General features: G+C 72.5%; 24 protein-coding genes. 12 read left to right on the top strand and 12 right to left on the bottom strand.

The window, feature by feature from the left end:
• The first annotated feature begins 161 nt into the window (after nt 1–161).
• Nucleotides 162–413, top strand: coding sequence for a WhiB family transcriptional regulator (locus HEP81_RS35125; RefSeq protein WP_037655577.1), 252 nt, complete (start codon nt 162–164; stop codon nt 411–413).
• Nucleotides 414–428: 15 nt separating this feature from the next.
• On the opposite strand, the gene HEP81_RS35120 is transcribed toward HEP81_RS35125, so the two are convergent.
• From HEP81_RS35120 to HEP81_RS35105, 4 genes are read right to left on the bottom strand one after another with little or no spacing between them, the layout of a single operon-like run.
• Nucleotides 429–2330, bottom strand: a complete 1902-nt coding sequence (locus HEP81_RS35120; RefSeq protein WP_051850151.1) for a sensor histidine kinase — start codon at nt 2328–2330, stop codon at nt 429–431.
• Nucleotides 2327–3031: a response regulator transcription factor gene (locus HEP81_RS35115; protein ID WP_037655578.1), complete on the bottom strand. Its 705-nt coding sequence runs from the start codon at nt 3029–3031 to the stop codon at nt 2327–2329. Before HEP81_RS35115 ends, HEP81_RS35120 begins: the two co-directional genes overlap by 4 nt.
• Before the next feature lie 20 nt (nt 3032–3051).
• On the bottom strand, nt 3052–3786 hold the full coding sequence (locus HEP81_RS35110; RefSeq protein ID WP_037655579.1) for a L,D-transpeptidase family protein: 735 nt from the start codon (nt 3784–3786) through the stop codon (nt 3052–3054).
• A gap of 42 nt (nt 3787–3828) precedes the next feature.
• A complete protein-coding gene (locus HEP81_RS35105) occupies nt 3829–5250 on the bottom strand; it encodes a M1 family metallopeptidase (protein WP_037655580.1) in 1422 nt (473 codons plus the stop codon).
• 611 nt (nt 5251–5861) lie between these two features.
• Between HEP81_RS35105 and HEP81_RS35100 the strand changes: the two genes are divergently transcribed.
• The gene (locus HEP81_RS35100) at nt 5862–6209 is read left to right on the top strand and encodes a DUF488 domain-containing protein (RefSeq protein WP_172637035.1); all 348 of its coding nucleotides are present in this window, start codon (nt 5862–5864) and stop codon (nt 6207–6209) included.
• A gap of 3 nt (nt 6210–6212) precedes the next feature.
• Here the strand turns inward: HEP81_RS35100 and HEP81_RS35095 are convergent, their stop codons facing one another.
• Together HEP81_RS35095 and HEP81_RS35090 are read right to left on the bottom strand one after the other, a co-directional pair.
• Nucleotides 6213–7886 (bottom strand): FAD-binding dehydrogenase, encoded by a 1674-nt coding sequence (locus HEP81_RS35095; protein ID WP_037655581.1) that lies wholly within the window; start codon nt 7884–7886, stop codon nt 6213–6215.
• Nucleotides 7887–7924: 38 nt separating this feature from the next.
• Complete coding sequence (locus HEP81_RS35090) at nt 7925–8560, bottom strand: TetR/AcrR family transcriptional regulator (RefSeq protein ID WP_037655583.1); 636 nt, start codon at nt 8558–8560, stop codon at nt 7925–7927.
• Between the two features lie 131 nt (nt 8561–8691).
• Here HEP81_RS35090 and HEP81_RS35085 point away from each other — a divergent pair, with 131 nt between their 5' ends.
• Nucleotides 8692–9321: an alpha-ketoglutarate-dependent dioxygenase AlkB gene (locus HEP81_RS35085; RefSeq protein ID WP_037655584.1), complete on the top strand. Its 630-nt coding sequence runs from the start codon at nt 8692–8694 to the stop codon at nt 9319–9321.
• An 87-nt stretch (nt 9322–9408) separates the two neighbouring features.
• Nucleotides 9409–10182 carry an MBL fold metallo-hydrolase gene (locus tag HEP81_RS35080; protein WP_037655586.1) on the top strand — a complete coding sequence of 258 codons (774 nt, stop codon included), beginning with the start codon at nt 9409–9411 and terminating at the stop codon, nt 10180–10182.
• Between the two features lie 6 nt (nt 10183–10188).
• Here HEP81_RS35080 and HEP81_RS35075 read toward each other — a convergent pair whose 3' ends face one another.
• Nucleotides 10189–11055, bottom strand: coding sequence for a universal stress protein (locus tag HEP81_RS35075; protein WP_037655589.1), 867 nt, complete (start codon nt 11053–11055; stop codon nt 10189–10191).
• 241 nt (nt 11056–11296) lie between these two features.
• On the opposite strand from HEP81_RS35075, the gene HEP81_RS35070 reads away from it, so the two are divergent.
• The 3 genes from HEP81_RS35070 to HEP81_RS35060 are packed head-to-tail and all read left to right on the top strand — an operon-like array spanning nt 11297 to nt 14795.
• Nucleotides 11297–12973, top strand: coding sequence for an FAD-dependent oxidoreductase (locus tag HEP81_RS35070; RefSeq protein WP_037655592.1), 1677 nt, complete (start codon nt 11297–11299; stop codon nt 12971–12973).
• Complete coding sequence (locus HEP81_RS35065) at nt 12970–14448, top strand: ATP-binding protein (RefSeq protein WP_037655593.1); 1479 nt, start codon at nt 12970–12972, stop codon at nt 14446–14448. Before HEP81_RS35070 ends, HEP81_RS35065 begins: the two co-directional genes overlap by 4 nt.
• Nucleotides 14445–14795 carry a UBP-type zinc finger domain-containing protein gene (locus HEP81_RS35060; RefSeq protein WP_190276064.1) on the top strand — a complete coding sequence of 117 codons (351 nt, stop codon included), beginning with the start codon at nt 14445–14447 and terminating at the stop codon, nt 14793–14795. Before HEP81_RS35065 ends, HEP81_RS35060 begins: the two co-directional genes overlap by 4 nt.
• A 17-nt stretch (nt 14796–14812) precedes the next feature.
• Here HEP81_RS35060 and HEP81_RS35055 read toward each other — a convergent pair whose 3' ends face one another.
• A complete protein-coding gene (locus HEP81_RS35055; RefSeq protein ID WP_037655875.1) occupies nt 14813–16048 on the bottom strand; it encodes an SGNH/GDSL hydrolase family protein in 1236 nt (411 codons plus the stop codon).
• Nucleotides 16049–16289: 241 nt separating this feature from the next.
• On the bottom strand, nt 16290–18074 hold the full coding sequence (locus HEP81_RS35050) for a M4 family metallopeptidase (protein WP_037655597.1): 1785 nt from the start codon (nt 18072–18074) through the stop codon (nt 16290–16292).
• Between the two features lie 309 nt (nt 18075–18383).
• Here HEP81_RS35050 and HEP81_RS35045 point away from each other — a divergent pair, with 309 nt between their 5' ends.
• The 5 genes from HEP81_RS35045 to HEP81_RS35025 all read left to right on the top strand — a co-directional run bounded on the left by HEP81_RS35045 (nt 18384) and on the right by HEP81_RS35025 (nt 22837).
• Complete coding sequence (locus HEP81_RS35045) at nt 18384–19550, top strand: serine hydrolase domain-containing protein (RefSeq protein WP_037655600.1); 1167 nt, start codon at nt 18384–18386, stop codon at nt 19548–19550.
• A 71-nt stretch (nt 19551–19621) separates the two neighbouring features.
• Entirely contained in the window at nt 19622–20299 is a 678-nt protein-coding gene (locus HEP81_RS35040) for an AIM24 family protein (protein WP_037655601.1), read from the top strand.
• Between the two features lie 18 nt (nt 20300–20317).
• Nucleotides 20318–21280 carry a pyridoxal-phosphate dependent enzyme gene (locus HEP81_RS35035; protein WP_037655876.1) on the top strand — a complete coding sequence of 321 codons (963 nt, stop codon included), beginning with the start codon at nt 20318–20320 and terminating at the stop codon, nt 21278–21280.
• Nucleotides 21281–21371: 91 nt separating this feature from the next.
• Nucleotides 21372–22343 carry an LLM class F420-dependent oxidoreductase gene (locus tag HEP81_RS35030; protein WP_037655604.1) on the top strand — a complete coding sequence of 324 codons (972 nt, stop codon included), beginning with the start codon at nt 21372–21374 and terminating at the stop codon, nt 22341–22343.
• A gap of 68 nt (nt 22344–22411) precedes the next feature.
• Entirely contained in the window at nt 22412–22837 is a 426-nt protein-coding gene (locus tag HEP81_RS35025) for an SsgA family sporulation/cell division regulator (protein ID WP_037655605.1), read from the top strand.
• A gap of 10 nt (nt 22838–22847) precedes the next feature.
• On the opposite strand, the gene HEP81_RS35020 is transcribed toward HEP81_RS35025, so the two are convergent.
• From HEP81_RS35020 to HEP81_RS35010, 3 genes are read right to left on the bottom strand one after another with little or no spacing between them, the layout of a single operon-like run.
• A complete protein-coding gene (locus HEP81_RS35020; RefSeq protein WP_037655606.1) occupies nt 22848–23339 on the bottom strand; it encodes a GNAT family N-acetyltransferase in 492 nt (163 codons plus the stop codon).
• Between the two features lie 33 nt (nt 23340–23372).
• Nucleotides 23373–23870, bottom strand: a complete 498-nt coding sequence (locus HEP81_RS35015) for a DUF6328 family protein (RefSeq protein WP_037655607.1) — start codon at nt 23868–23870, stop codon at nt 23373–23375.
• Nucleotides 23871–23922: 52 nt separating this feature from the next.
• Complete coding sequence (locus HEP81_RS35010) at nt 23923–24906, bottom strand: aldo/keto reductase (protein WP_037655608.1); 984 nt, start codon at nt 24904–24906, stop codon at nt 23923–23925.
• Between the last annotated feature and the right edge of the window lie 63 nt (nt 24907–24969).

Here is a 24969-nt window from a genome sequence, read left to right as displayed (position 1 = left end):
GTGGCCGAATCCCATGGGGTCATGGCCGAAATCCACTGGGCCGTGGCCGAATTCCCCTCTCTTGCGGCATGCGCCGTTTCATGCCGCGCCGACCGGTCACCCGCTCCCGAGACACGCGTCCGCCCAGGCGCGGACGACCTCGATCCGAGCGGGAGGCTTCCATGGAGAACTGGCGCGAACACGCCGAGTGCCGTTACGAGGACCCCGACTTGTTCTTCCCCATCGGCAGTACCGGGCCCGCGCAGGTGCAGGCCGAGCAGGCGAAGAAGGTGTGCCAGCGGTGCCCGGTCCGACAGGAGTGCCTCGACTGGGCGTTGGACACCGGCCAGGGCATCGGCGTCTGGGGCGGCACCACCGAACTGGAACGCCGCAGGCTCCGCCGCCGGGCCCGCTCCCGGCCGCGCTCGGGCTGAACCGGGCCCGGAGCGCTACGACTTCTCGGCGGGCTCCCCCCACGGCTCCTCCCCCGGCGCCCGCGTCGCGGGGAGCCGGAGGGTGAACACCGCGCCCTCGCCCGACTCGCTCGTGGCATGTGCCGTGCCCCCGTGTGCCGCGAGCAGCTGGCGGACGATCGGGAGGCCGAGGCCGCTGCCTCCGGTGCGGCGGCTGCGGGACTTCTCGGCGCGCCAGAACCGTTCGAAGACATGCGGAAGGTCCTCGGCGGCGATGCCGGAGCCGGTGTCGGCGACGGTGAGCACGGCGTCGGTGCCGTCCCGGCGGGCCCTCAGGGTGACCGTGCCCTCGGCCGGGGTGTGCCGCAGTGCGTTGGAGACCAGGTTGCCGAGCACCTGCCGCATCCGTACCGGGTCGGCGTCGAGCCAGACCGCCGGGTCGGCCTCGGTCACCAGTGCGACCCCGGCCGCGTCGGCGGCCACCCGGTGGGCGGCGGTGACCTGGTCGAGCAGTTCGCCCGCGGACAGCGGCTCGCGGTGCAGACGCAGGGTGCCCGCGTCGGCGGCGGCCAGGTCCTGGAGGTCGTCGATGATCCGCTGGAGTACGAGCGCCTCCTCGTGCAGGGAGTCCAGCAGGCCCGGGTCCGGGTCGACGACGCCGTCGCGCATCACCTCGAGCCAGCCGCGGATATTGGTGAGCGGGCTGCGCAGTTCGTGCGCGATGTCGCTGACCATGGCCTTGCGCTGGGCCTCCAGGCGCTCGCGGCGCTCGGTGAGTTCATTGAACGCCTCCGCGAGGATGCCCGTCTCGTCCCGGGTGGTCACGGGCACCCTGACATGCCGCTCGGGCGGCGCCTGGGCGGCCTCGGTCAGCGCGCGCAGCGGCCGTACCAGCCGGATGGCGACGGCGGCGGTCACCGCGACGGTGACCGCGAGGACCAGTCCGGCCGCGGAGACCACCTTGGACTTGTTCGCCGGTGACATGTCGAAACGGGACGGGTTCTGGTCGCCGATGCCGAGGAACAGGTCGGCGGCCGGGGTGACATAGGGCTCCAGCTGGGCGCGGCGCGCGCTGAGCACACAGCTCTGGGCCGCACGCACGGTGGCCTCCCGGTCCTTGCCCGCGACCTTGGCGAGCAGGGGGCCGCCGCCGAAGTGGTCCTCGGCTCCCGGGTCGAAGGCGAGGAAGAGCGGGCCGCCGCCGACATCGAGGCCCGCCTGCCGCAGACAGGGGCGGGCCAGCCCGGACAGCGTGTCCAGGGCCCGGGTCTCGGTGGGCGTCGGGGCGTCGAGCCCGTCGGTCCCGCAGGCCGCCACGCCGTAGCGGGACGGGTCGGAGCCGTCGGAGCCGGTGAGCACGGGGCGTCCGCCGGGTGTGCGCCGCACCGTGGTCCGCAGGCCGTAGCGGGCGTAGCACTGCCGGTCCCGGGTGGCCAGCGCCTCCAGTGCGGCGCTCTCCTTCGCGGGCAGCCGGTAGGGGCCGACGGCGCGCGGGTCGATGCCGCTGAGCTGGGCGCCGGTCTCGCTGTAGGTGTCGGTGCGCAGCGGGTCGACGCTCGCGGCGGGCCGGGGCGGCAGCGGGGTGCCGCGCGGCGCGGAGTCGGCGACGAGGACCCGGTCGGGGGTGGTGAGCGCGATCCGCCGGCCGGTCCGCTCCGCCAGGTCCCGCACGGAGCGCTGGACCCCGGACCAGTCGGAGTGGGTGGCCGCGTATCCGCTGAGCTGGGCGAGGATGCTGTTGTCGGCGGCGAGGTCCTGGCCCTGCTCCTCCTTGAGGGCGCTGGTGGTGGTGGTCACCGCGAGCCAGGCGGTGGCCGCCACCGAGCAGACGGCGATCAGGGCGGACACGGACAGCAGCCGGACCAGGAGCCGCTTGCGCAGCGGGATCCGGCGCCGGGCGCCCTGCCTCCGACTCCCCCGTCCCGTACGGGACTTCATGGTCGGCCGCTGAGCTTGTAGCCGACGCCGAACACGGTGAGCAGCCGTACCGGACGCCGGGAGTCGGCCTCTATCTTGCGGCGCAGGTTCATGATGTGGACGTCCACGGCCCGTTCGGTGGAAGACCGGTCGAACCCCCTTGTGCACTGAAGGAGTTGGCGCCGGGTGAACACCCGCTCCGGCTCCGCGGCCATCGCCAGCAGGATCTGGAACTCGGCCGGGGTGACGTCCACTGGGGCGCCGTCGCAGCGCACTTCGTGCCGTACCGGATCGACGCTGAGCCCGGCGGCCCGCACCGCCGGGTCGTCGCCGCGGGCGCCGGTGCCCCGTCCGCTGCGCCGCAGCACCGTGCGGATGCGGGCCATCAGCTCGCGCGGGCTGTACGGCTTGGTGAGGTAGTCGTCGGCGCCCAGTTCGAGGCCGAGCAGCAGATCGTCCTCGCCGGAGCGGGCGGTGAGCATCACCACCGGGACGTCCAGCTCGCCGTCGTCGCCGCGCAGTTCACGGCAGACGCCGAAGCCGTCCAGGACCGGCAGCATCAGGTCGAGGACGAGCAGGTCGGGCCGCAGCCGGCGGGCCGTGGTGAGCGCGGCCGCGCCGTCGTGCACCACCGTCGCGGTGTGTCCCTCGGCCAGCAGGGAGCGGCGGATCAGTTCGGCCTGTTTCTCGTCGTCCTCGGCGACCAGCACATGTGCGCACACAGTTGCGGATACTAAGCGGCTCAGACCGCGAGCCAGTCGGCGTACCCCATCGCGACGACCGGATGCCGGGCCGGGTCGAGGGTGCGCAGCAGGTCCTTCATGTGTGCCTTGGCGACGCTGACGCAGCCGTGGGTGGGGCCGCCGTGGTCGACGTGCAGCCAGACTCCTCCGCCGCGCTTGGGGCCGAGGGGGCGGGTCCAGTCCAGCGGTGAGGTGCCGGGCCTGCGGTTGTAGTCGATGGCGATGACGTAGTCGAAGCAGCCCTCCAGGGGTTCGCCCTCGAAGCCGGTGCCGGGCGAGCGGAATCCGCTGGACTCGTGGTACGGCAGTCTGCTGCCGGGGTCCGGCAGCAGTCCCCCGGCGTCGGAGAGGGTGTACACGCCGAGCGGGGAGCGCAGGTCGCCCAGCATGTGGTGGGAGCTCCAGCCGTGCAGCGCGTTGTGCGCGGGCCAACTCGGTCCTGGCTGCCAGCCGTCGGCGGTGCGCTGATACAGGACGACCGTGCACCGGGGGGAGTTGGGGCCGCGTCCGGTGGCGACGACGGCCTGGGTGCACTGCTCCGGTATCGCCGCGGTCCGGGTGGGGCCGAGCCCGGGTATGCCACGGGGGCTCTGTTCGGCCTGCGAGGTGGTGCCGGTCGCGGGCGCGGGCCGGGTGGGCCGCGTCCGGTGCCCGGCCTCCCCGCCGCTCCCGCCGCAGCCGGTGAGCAGCAGCGGGGAGGCGAGGAGGGGAAGAGCGGTTCTGCGGTCGATCATGCTGTCGAGCTTGGCCGACAGTTATGTGGAATTGGTAAGAACTCAGGCCTTGTTCGGCTTGCCCTTCGTGAACAGCCAGGTGTGGAAGAGGGAGTCCAGCGGCTTTCCGGACTTCTTCTCGGCGAGCCGGACGAACTGCGCGGTGGTGCCGTGTCCGTCCCGGTGCTCGGCGGCCCAGGCGCGCAGGATCGCGAAGAACTCCCGGTCGCCGACCGCCTTGCGCAGCTGGTGCAGGGCCATGGCGCCGCGGTCGTAGACGGGTGTGCCGAAGATGTTCTCGCCGCTGCCCGGGTCGCCGGGCGGGTAGGCCCACAGCTCGTTGCCCGCCGGGCGGGCGTAGAGCTCGTCGAAGGTCTTCTGGGCGCTCGCGCCGCCGTGCTGCTCGGAGTAGAGCCACTCGGCGTAGGTCGCGAAACCCTCGTTGAGCCAGATGTCCTTCCAGGAGGTCAGCGACACCGAGTCGCCGAACCACTGGTGGGCGCTCTCGTGCACGAGGGTGAGGATGTCGGGCGCGGAGTCGTAGAGCGGACGGGTCTGCGTCTCCAGGGCGTAGCCGACCTTCGCGTGGTCCACGATGGATCCGGCGGAGGTGAACGGGTAGGGCCCGAACAGCTTGCTCTCCCACTCCAGGACCGAGGGCAGCTGCTTGAGCACCGGGGTCGCGGCCTTGGCCTCGCGGGGGTCGACGGCGTCGTAGACCCGGATGCCGTCACGGGTGGTGTACTGCGTGACCTTGAAATCGCCGATGGTGGCGGTGGCGAGGTAGGCGGCCATGGGCCGGCTCTCGCGCCAGCGGAAGGTGGTCTCGCCCTTGACGGTGCGCTGTCCGAGCAGGTTCCCGTTGGCGACGGCGGTGCGGCCCTTGGGCACGGTGATCGTGAAGTCGTACGACGACTTGTCCTTGGGGTGGGCGTTCGCCGGGAACCAGGTCATGGCGCCCTGGGGCTCATTGGCGACGAACGCGCCGTCGTCGGTGGGGATCCAGCCGTCCGCCGAGCCGTCGGGGTCGGTGACGGGCTTGGGCGTGCCGTGGTAGGTGACGGTGACCTTGAAGTCCTGGCCCGCGCGCAGGGCGTGGCGGGGAGTGACGACGACTTCCTGCCCGGAGCGCTTGACGCCCGCGGCGGTGCGGTCGACCTTGACGCCGCCGACCGTCAGTCCCTTGAGGTCCAGGTCGAAGCGGGTGAGCGGCTGGGTGGCGCGGGCGGTGAGGACCGCGGTGCCGTCCAGGCGGCCGTCGCTCTGGTAGCGCAGCGTCAGGTCGTAGTGGCGCACGTGGTACCCGCCGTTGCCGCTGAGCGGGAAGTAGGGGTCGCCCGCGCCGGCCGCGCCGGTGGTGCCCGCGCCGGCCGGTCCTGCGGCACCGAGGAGCGCGGCCACGGCGACGGGCACGGTGGCGAGCACCGCCCTGCGGCCGAGGACCGTGGTACGACGGCGTGCGGGCTGTCTGCGGGGTGACGTCACGTGCACTCCTCGGAAGGTGGTCGACTGGCCCACAGACTAGAGGCGCCGGTGTCCCCGGGTCTCCGGTTTCATTCTGGCCACATGGTGGCGAGATCGCTGCTCGGCGGGTGTGGGCCGGGCCGGGGTCGAACACCGACGGCCCGGCGCTCCGGTCGGCACGGAACATGGTCGGACCGAGCCATCGACCGACACCAGCCCTGCACGGACCGCGCCGTCAGCGGCACGGAGCCCTGGGCAGGGCCGGGCTACCGTCTGGCGCGGGTCCGGGACAGACGGAGCCACCGGCGACACGAGCCCGAAAGGACCCGAGCATCCGGGCCGACGCGCATCCCGCAGAGGCCCGCACCACTCGCTGCACCAGCCCCGAGCAGACCCGAACCACCAGCTGGAACCGGCCACGGGCAGACCCGAACCACCAGCCACCACACCCCCGAACAGGCCCGAGCCACCCGGCCGACGCGCATCCCGCAGAGGCCCGCACCGCCGGCAGCAAGGCCCGCGCCGCCAGTACCACGAGCCCCGGGCCGGGGGCGCGGCGTCGACCGGCGCGCCCGTGGCACGCGCAGTACGCTCGCCGGGAGTGGCCGCCGAGGTGGAGGGAAGGCCCGGTCGTGAGCGTGCGCGTGCGCCGGATCTATGAATCGCCCGAGCCCGATGACGGGCTGCGGGTGCTGGTCGACCGGCTGTGGCCGCGGGGCGTGGCCAAGGAGGCCGCGCATGTGGACGAGTGGCCCAAGGGGCTCACCCCCTCGGCGGAGCTGCGCACCTGGTTCCACCGCGGCGGGTCGTACGAGGAGTTCCGTGCCCGCTACGAGACGGAGCTGGACGCCCCCGAGGCCGCCGAGCTGCTCGACGGCCTGCGGGAGTCGGTCCGCAAGGGCCCGGTGACCCTGCTGACGGCGACGAAGACCCCGGAGCGCAGCCACGCCCAGGTGCTCCTGGAGCTGCTCGGCGGCTGAGCTTCAGCCGGTGTGCCGGGCCGCGTGCCGGCCCGCGGCGCGTCCCGAGAAGAGGCAGCCGCCGAGGAAGGTGCCCTCCAGGGAGTTGTAGCCGTGCACCCCGCCGCCGCCGAACCCGGCCACCTCACCGGCCGCGTACAGCCCCTCGATCGGTGCCCCGCCGGCGCCGAGGGCGCGTGAGTCGAGGTCGGTCTGGATGCCGCCGAGCGTCTTGCGGGTCAGCACATGCATCCGTACGCCGATCAGCGGGCCCGCGGCCGGGTCCAGGAGGCGGTGCGGCGCGGCCACCCGCCCGAGCCGGTCGCCGAGGTAGCGGCGGGCATTGCGGATGCCCTGGACCTGGGAGTCCTTGCTGTACGGGTTGGCCATCTGGAGGTCGCGGGCCTCGATCTGCCGGCGCACCCCGGCCGCGTCCAGCAGCGGCTGCCCGGCGAGGCCGTTCATCTTCTCCACCAGCCGCTCCAGGCTGTCCGCCGTCACGAAGTCGGCGCCCTTGTCGAGGAACGCCTGCACCGGTGCGGGCGCGCCCTTGCCGACGAGCCGGTTGCGCACCACGGCCTTGCGGTCCTTGGCGGTGATGTCGGGGTTCTGCTCGGAGCCGGAGAGCGCGAACTCCTTCTCGATGATCTTCCGGGTGAGGATGAACCAGGAGTGGTCGTAGCCCGCGATGTCCTCGGTGGTGCGCAGGTACTTGAGCGTGCTGAGGGTGTCGTAGCCGGGCAGGCAGGGGTCGGGCAGCCGGCGGCCGAGCGCGTCCAGCCAGATGGAGGAGGGGCCGGGCAGGATGCGGATGCCGTGGCCGGGCCAGACGGGGTCCCAGTTCTGGAGCCCCTCCGTGTAGTGCCACATCCGGTCGCGGTTGACCAGCCGGACGCCCGCCGCCGCGCTGATGTCGAGCATGCGGCCGTCCACATGGGCGGGGACGCCGGTGACCATCTCCGCGGGGGGCGTGCCGAGCCGCTCGGGCCAGTAGCGGCGCACGATGTCGTGGTTGGCGCCGATGCCGCCGGTGGTGACGACGACGGCCTGGGCGGTGAGTTCGAAGTCGCCGACGCGGTCGCGGCCCGAGGCGACACCGCGCGGGGCGTCGTCCGGGGCGAGCACCGTGCCGCGCACGCCCCGCGCGGTGCCGTCCTCGATGACCAGCTCGTCCACCTGGTGGCGGTGGTAGAAGGTCAGCAGTCCGTCCCGGGCGGCCCCCCGGGCGTACCGGACGAAGGGCTCGACCACTCCGGTGCCGGTGCCCCAGGCGATGTGGAAGCGGGGCACGGAGTTGCCGTGCCCGTCGGCCCTGAGGTCGCCGCGCTCGGCCCAGCCGACGGTGGGCAGCAGTTCGATGCCGTGCCCCTGGAGCCAGGACCGCTTCTCGCCGGCCGCGAACTCCACATAGGCGCGGGCCCAGCGCACCGCCCAGGAGTCCTCGTCCTCGATCCGGTCGAAGCGCGCGCTGCCGCGCCAGTCGCTCCAGGCCAGTTCGAAGGAGTCCTTGATGCCGATGCGGCGCTGTTCGGGCGAGTCAACGAGGAAGAGGCCGCCGAAGGACCAGTACGCCTGGCCGCCGAGGTTGGCGGCGTTCTCCTGGTCGACCAGGGCCACCCGGCGTCCCCGGCTGGTGAGTTCATGAGCCGCGACCAGGCCGGCGAGGCCCGCTCCGACGACGATGACGTCCGCGTCCATGGCGTGGAGGTTCCTTCCTCAGTGCGTTGTCGGGAGGATCAGTGCGCTGTCGAGGGGGCGGCCGGCGCGCCGCCGTCCGTGAGCAGTGCGGTGAGCAGCTGCTTGAGCCAGCTCCGCGCGTGCTCGACGTCCTTGTCCAGCAGCAGCTGGGTGGTGACACCGTCGTAGGCCGCGACCACGGCGTGCGCGGCGCCGGCCGTGTCACCGAGCACGGCGGGCAGCTCGGTGTGGCCCCTGGCCCGGAAGAGGCGGTCGGCGACGGCCTCGCGGAGCCGGGCGCGGTGGCCGAGCAGGACGCGGGCGACCTCCGGGTCGCGGGCCGCGTGCACCAGGAAGTCGGTCTTCACCAGCAGCCAGTCCACGTCGAGCAGCAGCACCTCGGTGACGCGGTCCACGGCGGCCGGTACGTCGAGGCCGGGGCCGTCCTCGGCGAGGGCGTCCGCGACCTGGGCGGCGATGAGGTCGGCGCGCTCCTGGTAGAGGGCGAAGAACAGCTCGTCCAGGGTGGCGAAGTTCGAGTAGAAGGCGCCCCGGCTGTACCCGGCCGCCTCGCAGACCTCCTCGATGGAGACCCGCCCGAACCCCTTGGCCGCGAACACCCCGAACGCGGCGTCGAGCAGCCGGGCGCGGGTCTCCGCGCGGCGCCGGGTGACGCGTCTGGCGGTCTCCTGCATGACGGCTCCTCCCGTTCGATACAGGAATGTATCCGATACAGCGATGTATCGAAAGGGCTCACAAGGCACGGCAGCGCTCGAAGCACTGATCGAATGGGAACGAATTTTCGAATACGGAGTACGCTGGCTCCATGGCCACGCACCTCCAGGGCTCCCTGTTCGACCAGACCGACGAGCTGCGCCTGGGCCCCCTGCGCGGACTGCGCCGGACCGTGCTCGGCGCCGGCGCCTGGATCGATGTCCTGCCCGGCTGGCTGACCGGCGCCGACACCCTGTTCGAACGGCTGGCGGCGGAGGTCCCCTGGCGCGCCGAGCGGCGGAAGATGTACGACAACGTCGTCGCCGTACCCCGCCTGCTGGCCTTCTACGGCGCCGCGGACCCCCTCCCCCACCCCGTCCTGGACGAGGCCCGCGCCGCCCTGTCCCGGCATTACGCGAAGGAGCTGGGCGAGCCGTTCGCCACCGCCGGGCTGTGCTACTACCGCGACGGGCGGGACAGCGTGGCCTGGCACGGCGACCGGATCGGAAAGGGCGCCCGCGAGGACACGATGGTCGCGATCCTCTCGGTGGGCGAGCCCCGCGATCTGCTGCTGCGCCCGGCCGGCGGGGGCGGCGGGACCGTACGGCGGCCGCTCGGGCACGGCGATCTGATCGTGATGGGCGGCTCCTGCCAGCGCACCTGGGAGCACTGCGTGCCCAAGACGGCACGGGCGGCGGGGCCCCGGATCAGCGTGCAGTTCCGCCCGCACGGCGTGCGCTGAGACCTCTCGCCGCCCCCTTGCGCCGCACGGTGACGGATCTGGTTGGCTGTCCCCCGAAGATCACTGGCACTCGGGCGCGGAGAAACCATGCGGGCAGAGGTACATCAAGTCGCCGACGGCACCTACCTGGTGCACGGCAACAACGTCAACTGGGTGATCCTGAAGGACGGGGACGACCTCACCCTGATCGACACCGGGTATCCCGGGGACCGGCCGGGAATCCTGGAGTCCCTTGCGGCGGTGGGCGGTTCACCCGAGGCGGTCTCCGCCGTGCTGATCACCCACGCGCACAACGACCATCTGGGTTCGGCCGAGTACCTGCGCTCCACCTACGGCACTCCGATCTACCTCCACCCGGCCGAAGTCCCGCACGCCCGGCGGGAGTTCCTGCACCAGGCCACCCTCGGCGATGTCGTCCGCAATGTCTGGCGGCCGGGCATGCTGCCGTGGGCCGCGCATGTCATCAAGGTGGGCGGCATGGAGCACAACCCGGTCACCGCGCCCGAGCCGTTCCCCGGGGAGGGCGCGCTCGACCTGCCGGGCCGCCCGGTGCCCGTGCACACCCCCGGCCACACCGACGGGCACTGCGTCTACCACCTGCCCGCGGCCGGCATCGTGATCTCCGGGGACGCCCTGGTCAGCGGGCACGCGGTCTCCTGGACCAAGGGGCCGCAGCTTTTGCCCGGCTTCTTCGACCATGACCGCGGCCGGGTCGTGGCCTCCCTCGATCTGATCGCGGCGCTCGACGGCGACACCCTGCTGCCCGGTCACGGTCCGGTCCACCGGGGCGCGGTGCGCGCCGCCGCCGAACAGGCCCGGGACCGGGCCACCCGCAAGGCCCGTACGTCGAAAGCGAGTTGACGCCGGTCAGTCGTGCGGGACCACCGCCACCGGGCAGTCGGCGTGGTGCAGCACCCCGTGCGCGACCGAGCCGATCCGGGCGCCCACGGCGGTGCGGCGGGCCCGGCGGCCGACGACCATCAGCTGGGCGCGGCCGACGAGCGACAGCAGCACCTGTCCCGCGCTGCCCATCTCCACCTGCTCGGCCACCGGCACCCCGGGGAACCGCTCGCGCCAGGGCCGCAGCGCGTCGGCCAGCGCCTGCTTCTCGTACGGCTCCAGGCCCCCGGCCTCGTCCAGCAGCCTGAGCGAGCCGGGGCTGTAGGCGAAGACCGGCGGCAGGGTCCAGGCCCGTACGGCACGCACGGTGGCGCCGCGGGCCGCGGCCGTCTCGAAGGCGAAGCGCAGCGCGGCCGCGCTGTCCTCGGCGTCGCCGTGCTGGCCGACCACCACCTCGCGCCCGGCGGCCTCCAGGGCGGGGCGGTCGCCGGCGCGCACCAGCACCACGGGCCTGGTGGCCTCGGCGATCACCTGCCGGCCCACCGACCCCAGCAGGAAGCCGACGACCGGGCCGTGCCCGCGCGAGCCCAGCACCAGCATCTCCGCGTCCCGGGCCGCGCGGCCCAGCGCCGGGGCGGCGTCCTCCTCGACCACCTCGACGCTCACCGTGAGCTCCGGATGCCGCTCGGCGACCTGGCGCACCGCCTGTGCGACGCCCTCCTCGGCCCAGCCCCGCTGGGTGTCGCGGTCGGCCCCGGCGAGCTTCTCGGCGTGGTGCCACGCGTGCAGGACCCGCAGGGGCAGCCCCCGGCGTACGGCCTCCCTGGCCGCCCAGTCCAGCGCGGCCAGGCTCTCCTCCGTGCCGTCGAGCCCTGCCGTGATCGCCCGTGTCATCCGTGGCCTCCTCGTCGTACCGCCCGTTCATGCTGCTGATGCCCACTATCGGACACGGTGCGCCCCGGCCGGACCCCGGCCCTCCGGGGCGCGGGCGGGCCTGGACACCGGGGCGAAGCCGGGCGATCGAACATACGATGGGCGCGTACCGGTGCGGTGGCGCCCGTGCCACCGCGCCGCGGGATTCCGACGCTCGGGGTGGAGATCCATGACACAGGCCGCGCCCAGGACACAGGCCCCGATGACACCGGCCGCCGACGCGACGCGGACCGTCATTCTGACCGTGGACGACGACCCGGGGGTCTCCCGCTCCGTCGCCCGCGATCTGAGACGCCGCTACGGAGCCTCGTACCGGATCGTGCGCGCCGAGTCCGGGCCGTCCGCGCTGGACGCGCTGCGGGAACTGAAGCTGCGCGGCGATCTCGTGGCGGTGATCCTGGCCGACTACCGGATGCCGCAGATGAACGGCATCGAGTTCCTTGAGCAGGCGCTCGATGTGTACCCGGGGGCGCGGCGGGTGCTGCTGACCGCGTACGCGGACACCAACGCGGCGATCGACGCGATCAACGTGGTGGACCTCGACCACTATCTGCTCAAGCCCTGGGATCCGCCGGAGGAGAAGCTCTATCCGGTGCTGGACGATCTCCTGACGGCATGGCGGGCCAGCGATCACAAGCCGGTGCCGAGCACCAAGGTGGTGGGGCACCGCTGGTCGGCGCCCTCCTCGGACGTGCGGGAGTTCCTGGCCCGCAACCAGGTGCCCTACCGCTGGTACTCGGTGGATGAGCCGGAGGGGCAGCGGCTGCTGGCGGCGGCCGGACAGGACGGGCAGCGGCTACCGGTGGTGGTCACCCCGGACGGTTCGGCGCTGGTCGAACCCGAGGCGCCCGAACTGGCCGCGCGGGTGGGCCTGGCCACGACGCCGACGGCCGACTTCTACGACCTGGTGGTGATCGGCGGCGGCCCGGCCGGGCTCGGCGCGGCCGTGTACGGGGCCTCGGAGGGGCTGCGTACGGTGCTCGTGGAGCGCTCGGCGACCGGCGGCCAGGCCGGACAGAGTTCCCGCATCGAGAACTACCTGGGCTTCCCGGACGGTGTCTCCGGCGCCCAGCTCACCGACCGGGCGCGGCGGCAGGCGGGCCGGTTCGGCGCCGAGATCCTGACCGCGCGCGAGGTGACGGCCCTGGAGACGGGCGGCGCCGCCCGGGTCGTACGGTTCGCGGACGGGACCGCGATCGCCGCGCACAGCGTGATCCTGGCGACCGGCGTGCAGTACCGGCAACTTGAGGCCGAGGGGTGCACGGACCTGACCGGCTGCGGGGTGTACTACGGTTCGGCGCTGACCGAGGCGGCCGGCTGCCAGGGCCAGGACGTGTACATCGTCGGCGGCGCCAACTCGGCGGGCCAGGCGGCGATGTACCTCGCCCGGGGCGCCAAGTCGGTGACGCTGCTGGTGCGCGGCGCGGATCTGTCGGCGTCGATGTCGTACTACCTGATCCAGCAGATCACCGAGGCGCCGAACATCGAGGTGCGCTGCCGCACGGTGGTGGACGCGGCCCATGGCTCGGGTCATCTGGAACAGCTGACGCTTCGTCACACCGGGACCGGGGAGACCGAACGGGTCGACGCCCAGTGGCTGTTCGTGTTCATCGGCGCGGCCCCGCTGACCGACTGGCTCGGCGACAGCGTGCTGCGCGACGAGCGCGGTTTCATCCTGGCCGGACCCGATCTGACCCCCGACGGCACACCACCGGCCGGCTGGGAGCTGGACCGGCCGCCGTACCACCTGGAGACCAGCGTGCCCGGGGTGTTCGTGGCGGGCGACGCGCGCGCCGAGTCCGCGAAGCGTGTCGCGTCCGCCGTCGGCGAGGGCGCGATGGCCGTCATGCTCGTCCACCGGTATCTGGAGCAGTCATGAGCGGGCAGATCATGCCGTGCAACCCGAAAGAGATCCGGTCGCTGTTCCTCTTCGAGAAGCTGGACCCCGAGCAGTTGGGGCGGCTGTGCGCCGAGGGCCGGGTGGAGCTGTTCCCGCCGGGCCCGGTGTACACCGAGGGCGACCCGGCGACCTGCTTCTTCGTGATGGTCGAGGGGACGGCGGTAATGTCGCGCCGGGTCGGCGGGGACGACGTGGAGGTCGCCCGGACCTCGCAGCGCGGGGTGTACGGCGGCGCGATGCAGGCGTACCTGGGCGACCGGGTGCGGCAGGTGTACACCAACTCGCTGCGGGTCACGGAGCCGACACGGTTCTTCGTGCTGCCGGCCGACCTCTTCGCGGAGGTGATGCACGAGTGGTTCCCGATGGCGGTGCATCTGCTGGAGGGCCTGTTCTTCGGCTCGAAGAACACCCAGGCGGCAATCGGGCAGCGGGAGCGGCTGCTGGCGCTCGGCTCGCTGTCGGCGGGGCTCACCCATGAGCTGAACAACCCGGCGGCCGCTGCCGTACGGGCCACCGCCACCTTGCGGGAGCGGGTGGCGAAGATGCGGCGCAAGCTGGCCGTGATCGCCGAAGGGCCGTTCTCCCGGGACGCGTTGGCGAGCCTGGTCGAGATCCAGGAGCGCACCGCCGAGCGGGTGGCGAAGGCCCCGGCGCTCAGTCCGCTGGAGGCCGCCGACCGGGAGGATCTGCTCGGGGACTGGCTGGACGACCATGGCATCGCGGACGGCTGGCAGCTGGCACCGACCTTCGTCCAGGCGGGACTCGACGCCGACTGGCTGGAGCAGGTCGCGGCGGCGGTGGACGAGGAGATCCTGCCGGGCGCGATCGGCTGGCTCAACTACACCGTCGAGACCGAGCTGTTGATGACCGAGATCGAGGATTCCACCACCCGCATCTCGCATCTGGTGGACGCGGCCAAGCAGTACTCGCAGCTGGACCGGGCGCCGTACCGCGCGGTGGACGTGCACGAACTCCTGGAGAGCACACTGCTGATGCTGTCGGCCAAGTTCGGCTCCGGCATCCGGGTGGTCAGGGAGTACGACCGGGCGCTCCCGCCGGTGCCCGCCTACCCGGCGGAGCTGAACCAGGTGTGGACCAACCTCATCGACAACGCTGTCTCGGCGATGCGGAGTTCGGGCGGCGAGGGCACCCTGACGGTGCGCACGGCACGGGACCACGACCGGGTGCTGGTGGAGTTCCGGGACACCGGGCCCGGGATCCCGGCGGAGATCAGGGGCCGGATCTTCGACCCGTTCTTCACCACCAAGCCGGTCGGCGAGGGCACCGGGCTCGGTCTGGACATCTCCTGGCGGATCGTCGTCAACAAGCACCACGGCACGCTGCGGGTCGACTCGGAGCCCGGCGACACCCGCTTCCAGGTGCTGCTGCCGCTGACCGCCGAACAGCCCGAGTCGGCCGACTCGGCCGAACAACGAACGGAGGAGGCCGTATGAGCGGCGTCGAGGGCATCGAACCGAACGTCCCGCCGAGCGGCACCGGTTGCCTGGAGTGCGAGGCGGCGGGCGGCTGGTGGTTCCATCTGCGGCGCTGCGCCCAGTGCGGGCACATCGGCTGCTGCGACGACTCGCCCGCCAAGCACGCCACCGCGCACTACCGGGCCACCGGGCATCCGGTGATCCGCAGCTTCGAGCCGGACGAGGCGTGGTTCTGGAACTTCGCGACCGAGGAACTGTTCCCCGAGGGACCCGAACTCGCCCCTCCGGCCGGGCATCCCGCCGATCAGCCGGTGCCGGGCCCGGCGGAGCGGGTGCCGAAGGACTGGGCGCGAACCCTGGGGTGAGCCTCGGGACTTGAGCCTCAGCGCGCGCAGTCCAGCCGCTTCAGGTCGAGGCTGTCGGCGAGGGCCCGCATGCCCCGGTCACCGGGGTGCAGATGGTCGCCGCCGTCGTACCGCGGCCACAGTCGCTCGGGGTCGCGGGGGTCGCGCAGGGTGCGGTCGAAGTCGGCGACGGCGTCGAACTCCCGGCGGGTGCGGAGGTAGTGGTTGACCTCGCCGCGTACGGCCTCCGCGTCGTGGTCCCACTCCGGCCAGCCCTTGAAGGGACTGATGGTGGCGGCCACCACGCACAGGTGGGCCGCGTGCGCCCGGTGCGCCAACCGCCGGTATCCGGCGATGAGTTCGGCCGCCGTGACGCCGGTGTGCGCCTTGAGGTCGTTGACGCCCGCGAAGAGGACGACGGTACGCACCCCGGGCTGGGACAGCACATCCCGGTCCAGGCGGTGCAGGATGCTCTGCCCGGCGCCGTCCCCGGCGCCGTCGGCGAGCAGTTTGTCGCCGGATATGCCCTCGTCGGCCACGCCCTGAAGGGCGCCGCCGGCCGTGTGCAGGCGCCGGGCCAGGTAGTCGGGCCAGCGGCGGTTGCGGTCGGCGGTGGACTGCCAGCCGTCGGTGAGGGAGTCGCCGAGCGCGGCCACGGCGCCGGTGGCCGGGCGGTCGGGGCGTACGGCGACGGCGTCCACGTACCACCAGGCGCCGGTGGTCCGCGCCCACTGGGCGCCGCCGTCCTCGGCGGTGAGGTCGCCGCCCAGCCCCGTGTACGACGTCTGTAGGGCCAGTTCATGACCGCTGGCCGGGCCCCCGGCCCCCGGGGTGCGCAGGCTCACCGCGAGGTCGGCACCGGCGGGCACCCGGCCGGGCAGCGGATCGCTCCAGGCCACGGAGCCGGCGGGGACCGTGATGCGATGGGCGCCGCCGAAGGTCAGGGCGTGGTTGCCGCCGGGACGCAGGGCGGCGCCCCGGGCGCGCAGGCCCGCGTAGACATGGTCGAGGGTCAGCGGGCGGTCGCCGAAGGCGTTGGTGAAGCGGATCCGCGGCGCGCTGCCGCCGACGCTGGTGTGCACGATCATCCGGTACTGCGCGCCCGCGACGCCCGCACCCATGCGTTCGGCGCTCGCCGCCCAGGTCAGCACGCCGGAGGGCCGGCCCGGGGCGCCGGGTGGATGGAGCACCGCGCGGGTGGGCCCGGCCTGGCAGGCGGCGACCGTCAGCAGGGCCGCGGCGAGGCGGCAACCGCGCCCGCACCGGCCGTTCACGAGGCGCCCGGCCCATCGGAGCCCGGCCGGACCCCCGCGGCCGTACCCGCGTATCCCACGCACGACATGGTCCCGCCGCGGGCCCGGATCCGCACCTCGGTGGGCGGTCATCGATTCCCCTCCCTCGTCGGCTCGCCACCGTCCGTGACTCCGGCGGTGTCGGGAGGTCCGGTTGCCCCGCACCGGCCCGGACATGCGGATGCCCCGCGCGAGGCGGGGCATCCGGTCGTACGCGAAGCCGTCAGTGCTTGGCGGCCGGCGTGTTCGCGGCGGTCACATTGACCGCCGCCCACGCCTGGTTCACCGTCTTGTACTCGGTGCTGTTCGCGCCGTACAGGTCCTTGGCCGCCTGGAGCGTCGCGAGGCGCGCGCCGTGGAAGTCGGTCGTGGACACCATGTAGCGGGTCAGCGCACGGTAGAAGATGGCGGTGGCCTTGGTACGGCTGATGCCCTTCACCGTGGACTTGTTGTACGTCGGCGAGTTGTACGCCACGCCGTTGATCGTCTTCTTGCCGCTGCCCTCCGCGAGGAGGTAGTAGGCGTGCGACGAGACACCGGAACCGGCGTGCACCTCGGTGTAGTAGGTGTCCGGCGTCCAGTAGTCGATCGTGCCCTCGAGCTTGTCCAGCGAGGGGTGGTCCAGGCGGCGCAGGAACTTCTGCGCAAGGCCCAGCTTCTCGCCGATCAGGTAGTCGGGCGTGTCCTGCTTGTTGTTGGCGTAGAACTCGACGTTGGAGCCGAAGATGTCCGCCAGCGACTCGTTGAGCGCGCCCGGCTCGCCGTACTGGTTGCCGTCCTCGTCGACGTAGGTCGGCTCCAGCTTGGCGGTCGAGTCCACCACGCCGTGGGTCAGCTCGTGACCGGTGACGTCGAGGACGACCAGCGGCTTCTTGAAGGTCTGGCCGTCACCGTCGCCGTACAGCATGCAGTTGCAGGTCGGGTCCCAGAAGGCGTTGGCGACCTTGTTGCCCCAGTGCACCAGGCCGTGGGCGGCCTTGCTGTTGTCGGCGATCCCCTTGCGGCCGAACGTCTTCTTGTAGAAGTCCAGCGTCTTGGTGATGCCGTACTGGGCGTCCGCGGCGGCGCTGGCGCGGTTGGAGGTCGCGCCGTTGCCCCAGACGTTGCTGGTGCCGGTGAACTTCGTACCGGCGTTGAAGCTCTCCGTGCTCTTGCCCTTGGCGTCGCGCACCTCGGTGCCGTACCGGCTCGGGTCGGCGAGCTGGTAGTGGCCGCGCGAGGTCTGCGTGGTGGTGAGACCGACGCTGCCGACGTAGAGGGTCTTGCCCGTGCCGTTCGCGGCGGACGGGAAGGCCGTCTTGACACCGGTGGGGGCGTCGGCGCGGCCCAGGGCGGCGGCATGCGCGTCGCCCGTGGACGGGGAGGCCGTCACGCCGCTCTTCTGAAGGGTCTTGACGAGCTTCGGCGACAGGAACTGGTCGCTGTCGGGCGTGTTGCTGCGCACCTTGCCGGTGACGGCGTCGACCACGACGGTGTTGGTGCCGTCCTGGTCGGTCACGGTCACCTGGTAGGCGAGCGCGGAGGCGCCGTCGCGGGCGTCCACGACGAGCTGGGCGGTGCCGGCCTCGCCCTTGGCCGCCCGGGCGGCCTTGGCTGCGGCCTGACCGGCGGTCAGCTTGGCCTTGGTGGCGGCGGCCGGCTTGACGGTCTGGCCGGCCGCGCGGGTCACGCCCGTGTAGGCGAGCTTGTGGTCGAGGTGGACCACGAGGTCGCCGCCGAGCACCGGCATGCCGTTGTGGGTGCGCTCGAAGCGGACGTGCCGGGCGCCCTCGGGGTCCAGCATGACGTCCTGGGCCCGGAGTTCGTCGCCCGTGGAGACGCCGGTCGCGGACGCGTGCGCGAAGGCCGCGGTGCGAGCCGCGGTCACCACGGCGGCGGAGTCGGTGACGGACGCGACGGAGCGCGCCTCCCCCGTCGTGGGGCTCGCGAAGGCCGTGCCGGCCAGGCCCGTTGCGGCGGTCGCCACCGCGACCGCGACCGCGACTGAGCGTATGTGCGGTTTACGCAATCTGATCAGGGTTCCTTCTGTGAAGGGCGGCGGATCGTCAACCGCCCTGTGACATGGCGCCCTTCGGCGCCAGGGGGCTGGTCGGGCCCCCGAGGGCTCACCCTTACGGATCAGTCATGTGCACGTAAACCAGGAATGATCCATTTCGCGATCTTCTAGGGCAATCCTTTGCAAAGCGGCGCCAGAGAGTGATCGAGGAATGACCAACTGTGTGTCGGCTGTGGAGACGTGGCCTCGATCCCCTAGGTTCCCAGGCCGGAATGTGACCGATGTCGCATCGGCAGTCGTACGGATGGGAGTGGATGCCCGATGGTGTCAGCCACGGTGAGCAGGGGCGCGGTCCTCGGAGCGGTCGCGCTGTCGCTGCTCGCGGTACCGGCGGTGAAGTCGGCCGCGGCGGAGGGGCTTCCGGCGCCCGACACGGCGGGTCTGACCGCGGTGCTTCGGTCGGCGGTGGCCCAGGGCGCGCCGGGCGCGCTGGCCCGGGTCGACGACCACGGCACGATGTACCGGACGACGTACGGGTACGCCGACCGCGGCACCCGGCGGGCCATGGACGCCGGGGACCGGTTCCGCGTCGGCAGCGTCACCAAGTCCTTCTCGGCGGTCGTCCTGCTGCAACTCGTCGACGAGCACCGGCTGGAGCTGGACGCGCCGGTGAACCGCTATCTGCCGGGGCTGCTGCCGGACGACGCGATCACGGTGCGCCAGGTGCTCAGCCACCGCAGCGGGCTGTACGACTTCACGAACGACATGTTCGCCGACAGCGTCCCCGGGTTCGAGGCGGTCCGCGACAAGGTGTTCACGTACCGGGAGTTGGTGGCGCTGTCCCTGAAGCACCCCCGCACCAACGCGCCCGGCGCGGCGTACTCGTACTCGAACACCAACTTCGTGGTCGCCGGCATGCTCATCGAGAAGATCACCGGGCACTCGGTGCGGACCGAGTACCAGAACCGGATCTTCGGGCCGCTGAAGCTCCAGGACACGTTCTACGTCCATCCCGACACCGCGATCCCCGGCGCCCACGCGCATGGCTACCTCACCCCCGACAAGGCGGGCGATCCGCTGGTGGACGCCACCGAGCAGACGGTGTCATGGGCGCAGAGCGCGGGCGCGATCATCTCCAGCGCGCAGGACCTGAACACCTTCTACAGCGCGCTGCTCGGCGGCAGGCTGATGTCGGCGGCGCGGCTGGCCGAGATGGAGAAGATGAACCGGGTCAACGCCACCACGGCGTACGGGCTCGGGCTGCGGCGCCGCGATCTGTCCTGCGGGATCTCGGTGTACGGGCACACGGGGACGGTGCAGGGCTACTACACCTACGCGTTCGCGACGAAGGACGGCGGCCGGAGCATGACGGCGGTCGCCACCACGTCCAACAACGGCAAGGTGCTCGACACCCTCGCGGGGGCGCTGGATTCGGCGTTCTGCGGCAAACAGGGCAAGCGCTGGCCCCCGGCCGCGGGCAAGGACTAGAAGGCTAGAAGGCTAGAAGCGGGGGCGTCCTGATCTTGGCAGAAGGTGTGCCCTGGGGTCAGGATGCCCGCATGAAGGGTGATCTCTTTTCCAGTCGGCACATGGTGCGGGCGGCCGGCGAACCCGGGATGTCCGTCGAGAACGCCAAGTGCCTGCGGTACGCGGTGGACGGCGAGATGTACGCCCGGCAGGGCGCGATGGTCGCCCACCGCGGTGCGCTGCGGTTCGAGCGCAAGGGGCAGGGCGTCGGGGGCATGCTCAAGCGCGCGGTCACCGGGGAGGGGCTGCCCCTGATGGCGGTGCGCGGGAGGGGCGAGGTCTGGCTCGCGCACGAGGCGCACAACTGCTTCGTCGTGGAGATGGAGCCCGGCGACCGGTTCACCGTGGGCGGCCGGCATGTGCTGTGCTTCGACCCGTCGCTGTCGTACGAGATCCGGACGGTCAAGGGCTCGGGCATCACCGCGGGCGGCCTGTTCAACAGCGTGTTCAGCGGCAGCGGCCGGCTCGGTCTGGTCTGCGAGGGCGATCCGCTGGTCATCCCGGTCTCGGCGGAGCAGCCGGTGTACGTCGACACGGACGCGGTGGTCGGCTGGAGCGAGTCGCTGGAGACCTCGCTGCACCGCTCGCAGTCGATAGGGTCGATGCTGCGCGGCGGCTCCGGCGAGGCCGTACAGCTGATGCTGCGGGGCGAGGGCGTGGTCGTCGTACGTCCGAGCGAGCTGACCCAGCACAAGCCGCAGCAGCACTGAACGGGAAGGGTGCACACCTTGATCGGCATCTTTGAGATCGAAGCCGCGGCCGGGCTGATCGCCCCGCATGTGGTGCGTACGCCGACCGTGCCGAGCCCCGGGCTCGGCGCGCTGCTCGGCGCCCCGGTCACCGTCAAGCTCGAACTGCTCCAGCGCACCGGCTCGTTCAAGGCGCGCGGGGCGGCGGCGAAGCTGCTGTCGCTGAGCGAGGCGGAGCGGGCCGCGGGCGTGGTCGCGGTCAGCGGCGGCAACCACGGGATCGCGCTCGCGGTGATGGCGGCGGCCCTGGATGTGAAGGCGACCGTGGTGATGCCCCGCACCGCGCCCGCGCGTTCGCGTGCGCTCGCCGAGGAGGCCGGGGCGTCGCTGCGGCTGACCGACGGCATGGACGGCGCCTTCGAGCTGGGGATGCGGCTCGCGGACGAGGGGCTGACGCTGGTCCATCCGTTCGACGACCCGGCCGTGATCGCCGGGCAGGGCACGGCCGGCCTCGAACTGGCCGAGGACGCCGCCGAGGACCTGACGGACGTCGTCGTCAGCATCGGCGGGGGCGGGCTGATCTCGGGCGTCGCGGCGGCGCTGCGGGCCCGGCGGCCCGGGGTGCGGGTGTGGGGCGTGGAGACGGCGGGCGCCGAGGCGATGTCGGCCGCGCTGACGGCGGGCGGCCCGGTGCCGGTCCCGCTGTCCTCCCTGGTCACCACCCTCAGCGCGCCCGCGGTGTCCCGGCTGACCTACGACCACGCCGCCAAGCTGGTCGAGAACGTCCTGGTGGTCCCCGACCACGAGGCCGTCCAGGGCTGCCTGGACCTCTCCATCCACGCCAAGCTCTGGGCGGAGCCGGCCGCGGGCTGTCTGCTCCCGGCCGCCCGCGAGATCCTCTCCCGCGTCGGTCCCGGCGCCCATCTGGGCCTCGTGGTGTGCGGCGGCAACACGACGCTGGCCGAGGTGACGGCCTGGGCGGAGCGCTTCGGGCTGGGGTGAGTCCCCCGGGTCCCTGCCGTTCCCCACCTGCCCGCGGAGCCCGGCCGCCCCCTTTTCGTTTTCATGGACGCGAGCCGGGGACTCGGCACCTATGGTGCGAATCGGATACACGATGATGACCGAGCAGGCCGGGCCCCGGGAACTGGTGGAGCATGTGGTGGGCGCCGAGGAGGCGGGGTTCGACTTCTCGGTGATCTCGGACCACTACTTCCCGTGGCTGCGTGCGCAGGGGCACTCCTCCTACGCGTGGAGCGTGCTGGGCGCCGCCGCGCAGGCCACCTCGCGCATCCCGCTGATGACCTACGTGACCTGTCCCATCCGGCGCTATCACCCGGCCGTCGTGGCCCAGAAGGCGGCGACCGTGCAGCTGCTGTCCGAGGGCCGGTTCCGGCTCGGGCTCGGCGCCGGTGAGAATCTGAACGAGCATGTGGTGGGCGGCGGTTGGCCCCCGGTGGACGTGCGCCACGAGATGCTGGAAGAGGCCGTGGAGATCATCCGCGCGCTGTTCGGGGGCGAGCACGTCACCCACCACGGCCGGCACTACCAGGTGGAGTCGGCCAAGCTGTGGGACATACCGGAGCAGCCCCCGCCGATCGGCATCGCGGTCTCCGGCGAGCAGTCCTGCCGGCTCGCCGGAGAGCGCGGCGACCTGCTGATCGCGACCGAGCCGAAGCCCGAACTGCTCACGGCGTTCGACCGCCACGGCGGTCGCGGCAAGCCCCGCGTCGGCCAGCTGCCGGTGAGCTACGACCCCGACCGGGACACGGCCGTCAAGCGCGCCCACGCCCAGTTCCGCTGGTTCGGCCTCGGCTGGAAGGTGAACGCCGAGCTGCCCCACCCCGACTCCTTCGAGTCCGCGACCCAATTCGTCACCCCCGACGACGTGGCCGCCTCCCTTCCGTGCGGCGACGACCCGGACGCCTTCGTGGAGGCCGTACGACCGTACGCGCAGGCGGGGTTCGAGGAGCTCGCCCTGGTGCAGATCGGTGGCGACACCCAGACCGAGTTCCTTCACTGGTCGGCGAAGACCCTGCTGCCCGCACTGCGGGAGGCGTTCGGCTGACAGGGCCTTGACCGGGGCGAACGGGGTACCTGAGGCCCATACGCCGATCGTCCCGGGAGGTTCCCAGCGTGAACACCTTCGTGCACAAGACCCTGGTGGTGCAGCTCCACGCCCCCGGCACCGCCCGCTTCCCGGTCCTCGCCCATCTCGGTTACGACGCCGACGACCCTTTCGCCGTCACGATCGTCTTCGCCCATGACGGCCATGTGCTGGCCCAGTGGCGCCTGGACCGGGAGATGCTCGCCGAGGGACTGGACAGGCCGGTCGGCGTCGGCGACGTACGGCTGCGGCCCGCCGACACCGGGATGTGGCACGAACTGCGCCTGGAGTTCCTCGGGGAGCCGCGCCCGGACGGCGGCCGGCAGCGCGCGGTGGTGCACGCCTGGGCGCCCGCCGTGGCCATGTTCCTGCGCGAGACCCGGGAGATCGTGCCGCCGGGCCGTGAACAAGCCCCCGTGGACGAGCTGTTGGCGGACATCCTCGCCACCGGATGAGCGGCTGTCGTCACGGGGCGGCCGTCAGCGCGCGGCGGTAGGTGAGGCCCGGCAGGCCGGACAGCCGGGTCTCGCCGACCACGCTGAAGCCGGTGCGCGCCAGCACGGCCCGCGAGGCCAGGTTCTCCACCCTGCTCGCGGCCCTCAGAAAGGTCAGCCCGTACGTGCCGGCGGCCCGTGCGCACAGCTCCCGTACGGCCCAGGTCGCCAGGCCCCGGCCGGTGGCGCGCTCGGCGATCCGATAGCCGAGGTCGGCGCCGCCGTCCGCCATGTCCACGAGGTTGATCCGGCCGAGGATCTCCCCCTCCGGGCCGGTCACGACATGGAAGCGGCAGCCGCCCGCCTCCTGTTCGGCGAGCAGCGCCCGGTGCCGCTCGGCGAACCGGGCGAAGTACTCGTCGCCCCGGTCGGGAACGGCGCGGGCGAAGTACGCCCGGTTCTCCCGCTCGAAGGCGAGCAGCGCGGGGGCGTGATCGGGGCGCAGCGGTTGCAGCTCGGGCATGGCGGGACCCTACGCGTCCCGCTCGCCGGGCCGTTACCGGTTTTCCGGGTCGGTGGTGTGCCGGCGCCTGGCCCACAGCGGGAGGCCGAACCAGCACACCAGGTACCAGGCGACGACGGCCGCGACCAGCCAGGGGACATAGCTGTCGCGGGTGGCCACCCGCAGGATGAGCAGCAGCGCCGAGGTCATGGTGGCCAGCAGCAGCACCAGGCCGAGGAAGGTCAGCCGGGCGGCGAGCCGCACCGCCCGGGGTTTGACCCGGCGCCCGGAGACCAGGCGGTGCAGCGAGACCGGTCCGATCAGGGCGCCGGTGGTGCAGGCGCCGAGCACCACGGTGACGATGTAGATGTGCTGGTCGGTGTTGGGCAGTTGGCCGTACTTCGGGTAGAAGACGACGGTCAGCAGGAAGCCGAACAGGATCTGCACGCCCGTCTGGGCGACGCGGACCTCCTGGATGAGTTCACCCCACATCCGGTCGGCCCGCTCCTCCTCGGTCTCATGGCGCCCCCGGCGGCGGTCGTCCTCGGTCATGCGATCCGGGTAACCGCCCGGCCGCGCCTTCAAACGGTGTGCGCCCGCGCGGCTACCAGCGGTGCTCGACCTGCTCCGCGATCCGCCGCTCGTACAGGTCCCGGATCGCGGTGAGCGTCTGGGGCGGCAGCGGCGGCAGCTTCGCGGCGGTCGCGTTGGCGCGGGCCTGCTCGGGGTTGCGGGCGCCGGGGATGACCGTGGTGACGCCCTCCTGCTCGATGATCCAGCGCAGCGCCAGCTGGGCCGGGGTGTAGCCCTCGGGGGCGAGCGCCGCGAACTCGGCGGCGGCCTCCACACCGGTCTCGTAGTCGACGCCGGAGAAGGTCTCGCCCTGGTCGAACGCCTCGCCGTGCCGGTTGAAGGTGCGGTGGTCGTTCGCGGCGAAGACGGTGTCCTTGGTGTACTTGCCGGACAGCAGCCCGGAGGCGAGCGGCACCCGGGCGATGATGCCGACACCGGCCGCGCGGGCGGCGGGCAGCACCTCGCGCAGCGGCTTCATCCGGAACGGGTTGAGGATGATCTGCACACTGGCCACGTGCGGCCGGGCGATCGCGGCCAGCGCCTCCGCGCAGGTCTCCACGCTCACGCCGTACGCGGCGATGCGCTCCTCCTCGACCAGGGTGTCCAGCGCGTCGTAGACCGCGTCGGTGGAGTAGACGGGGGTGGGCGGGCAGTGCAGCTGCACCAGGTCGATCCGGTCGACGCCGAGATTGCGCCGCGAACGGTCGTTCCAGGCGCGGAAGTTGTCGAGGACGTAGTTCTCGGGGAGCTGGTCGACGCGGCGGCCCATCTTGGTGGCCACCAGCACATGCAGATCGGGGCGGCCGCTCAGGAAGGCGGCGATGGTCTGCTCGCTGCGCCCGTCGCCGTAGACGTCGGCGGTGTCGAAGAAGGTGACCCCGGACTCGGCGGCGGCCTCCAGGACGGCCAGTGCGTCCTTCTCGGCCACATCGCCCCAGTCCGCGCCCAGTTGCCAGGTGCCGAGTCCGACCGCCGACGCCCACTGACCCGATCTGTCGATTACACGTTCGTCCATGGCGACAGTCTGTCACCCGGCGCCCGCTCCCGCGGGAGGCCGGGTCGCTCGGGCGGCGGCCCG

Source organism: Streptomyces griseofuscus, assembly GCF_014673495.1.
In the GTDB taxonomy this organism is placed as follows: domain Bacteria; phylum Actinomycetota; class Actinomycetes; order Streptomycetales; family Streptomycetaceae; genus Streptomyces; species Streptomyces murinus.
The sequence above is the reverse complement of the archived record's forward strand: the minus strand, read 5'-3'. Positions and strand labels throughout refer to the sequence as shown.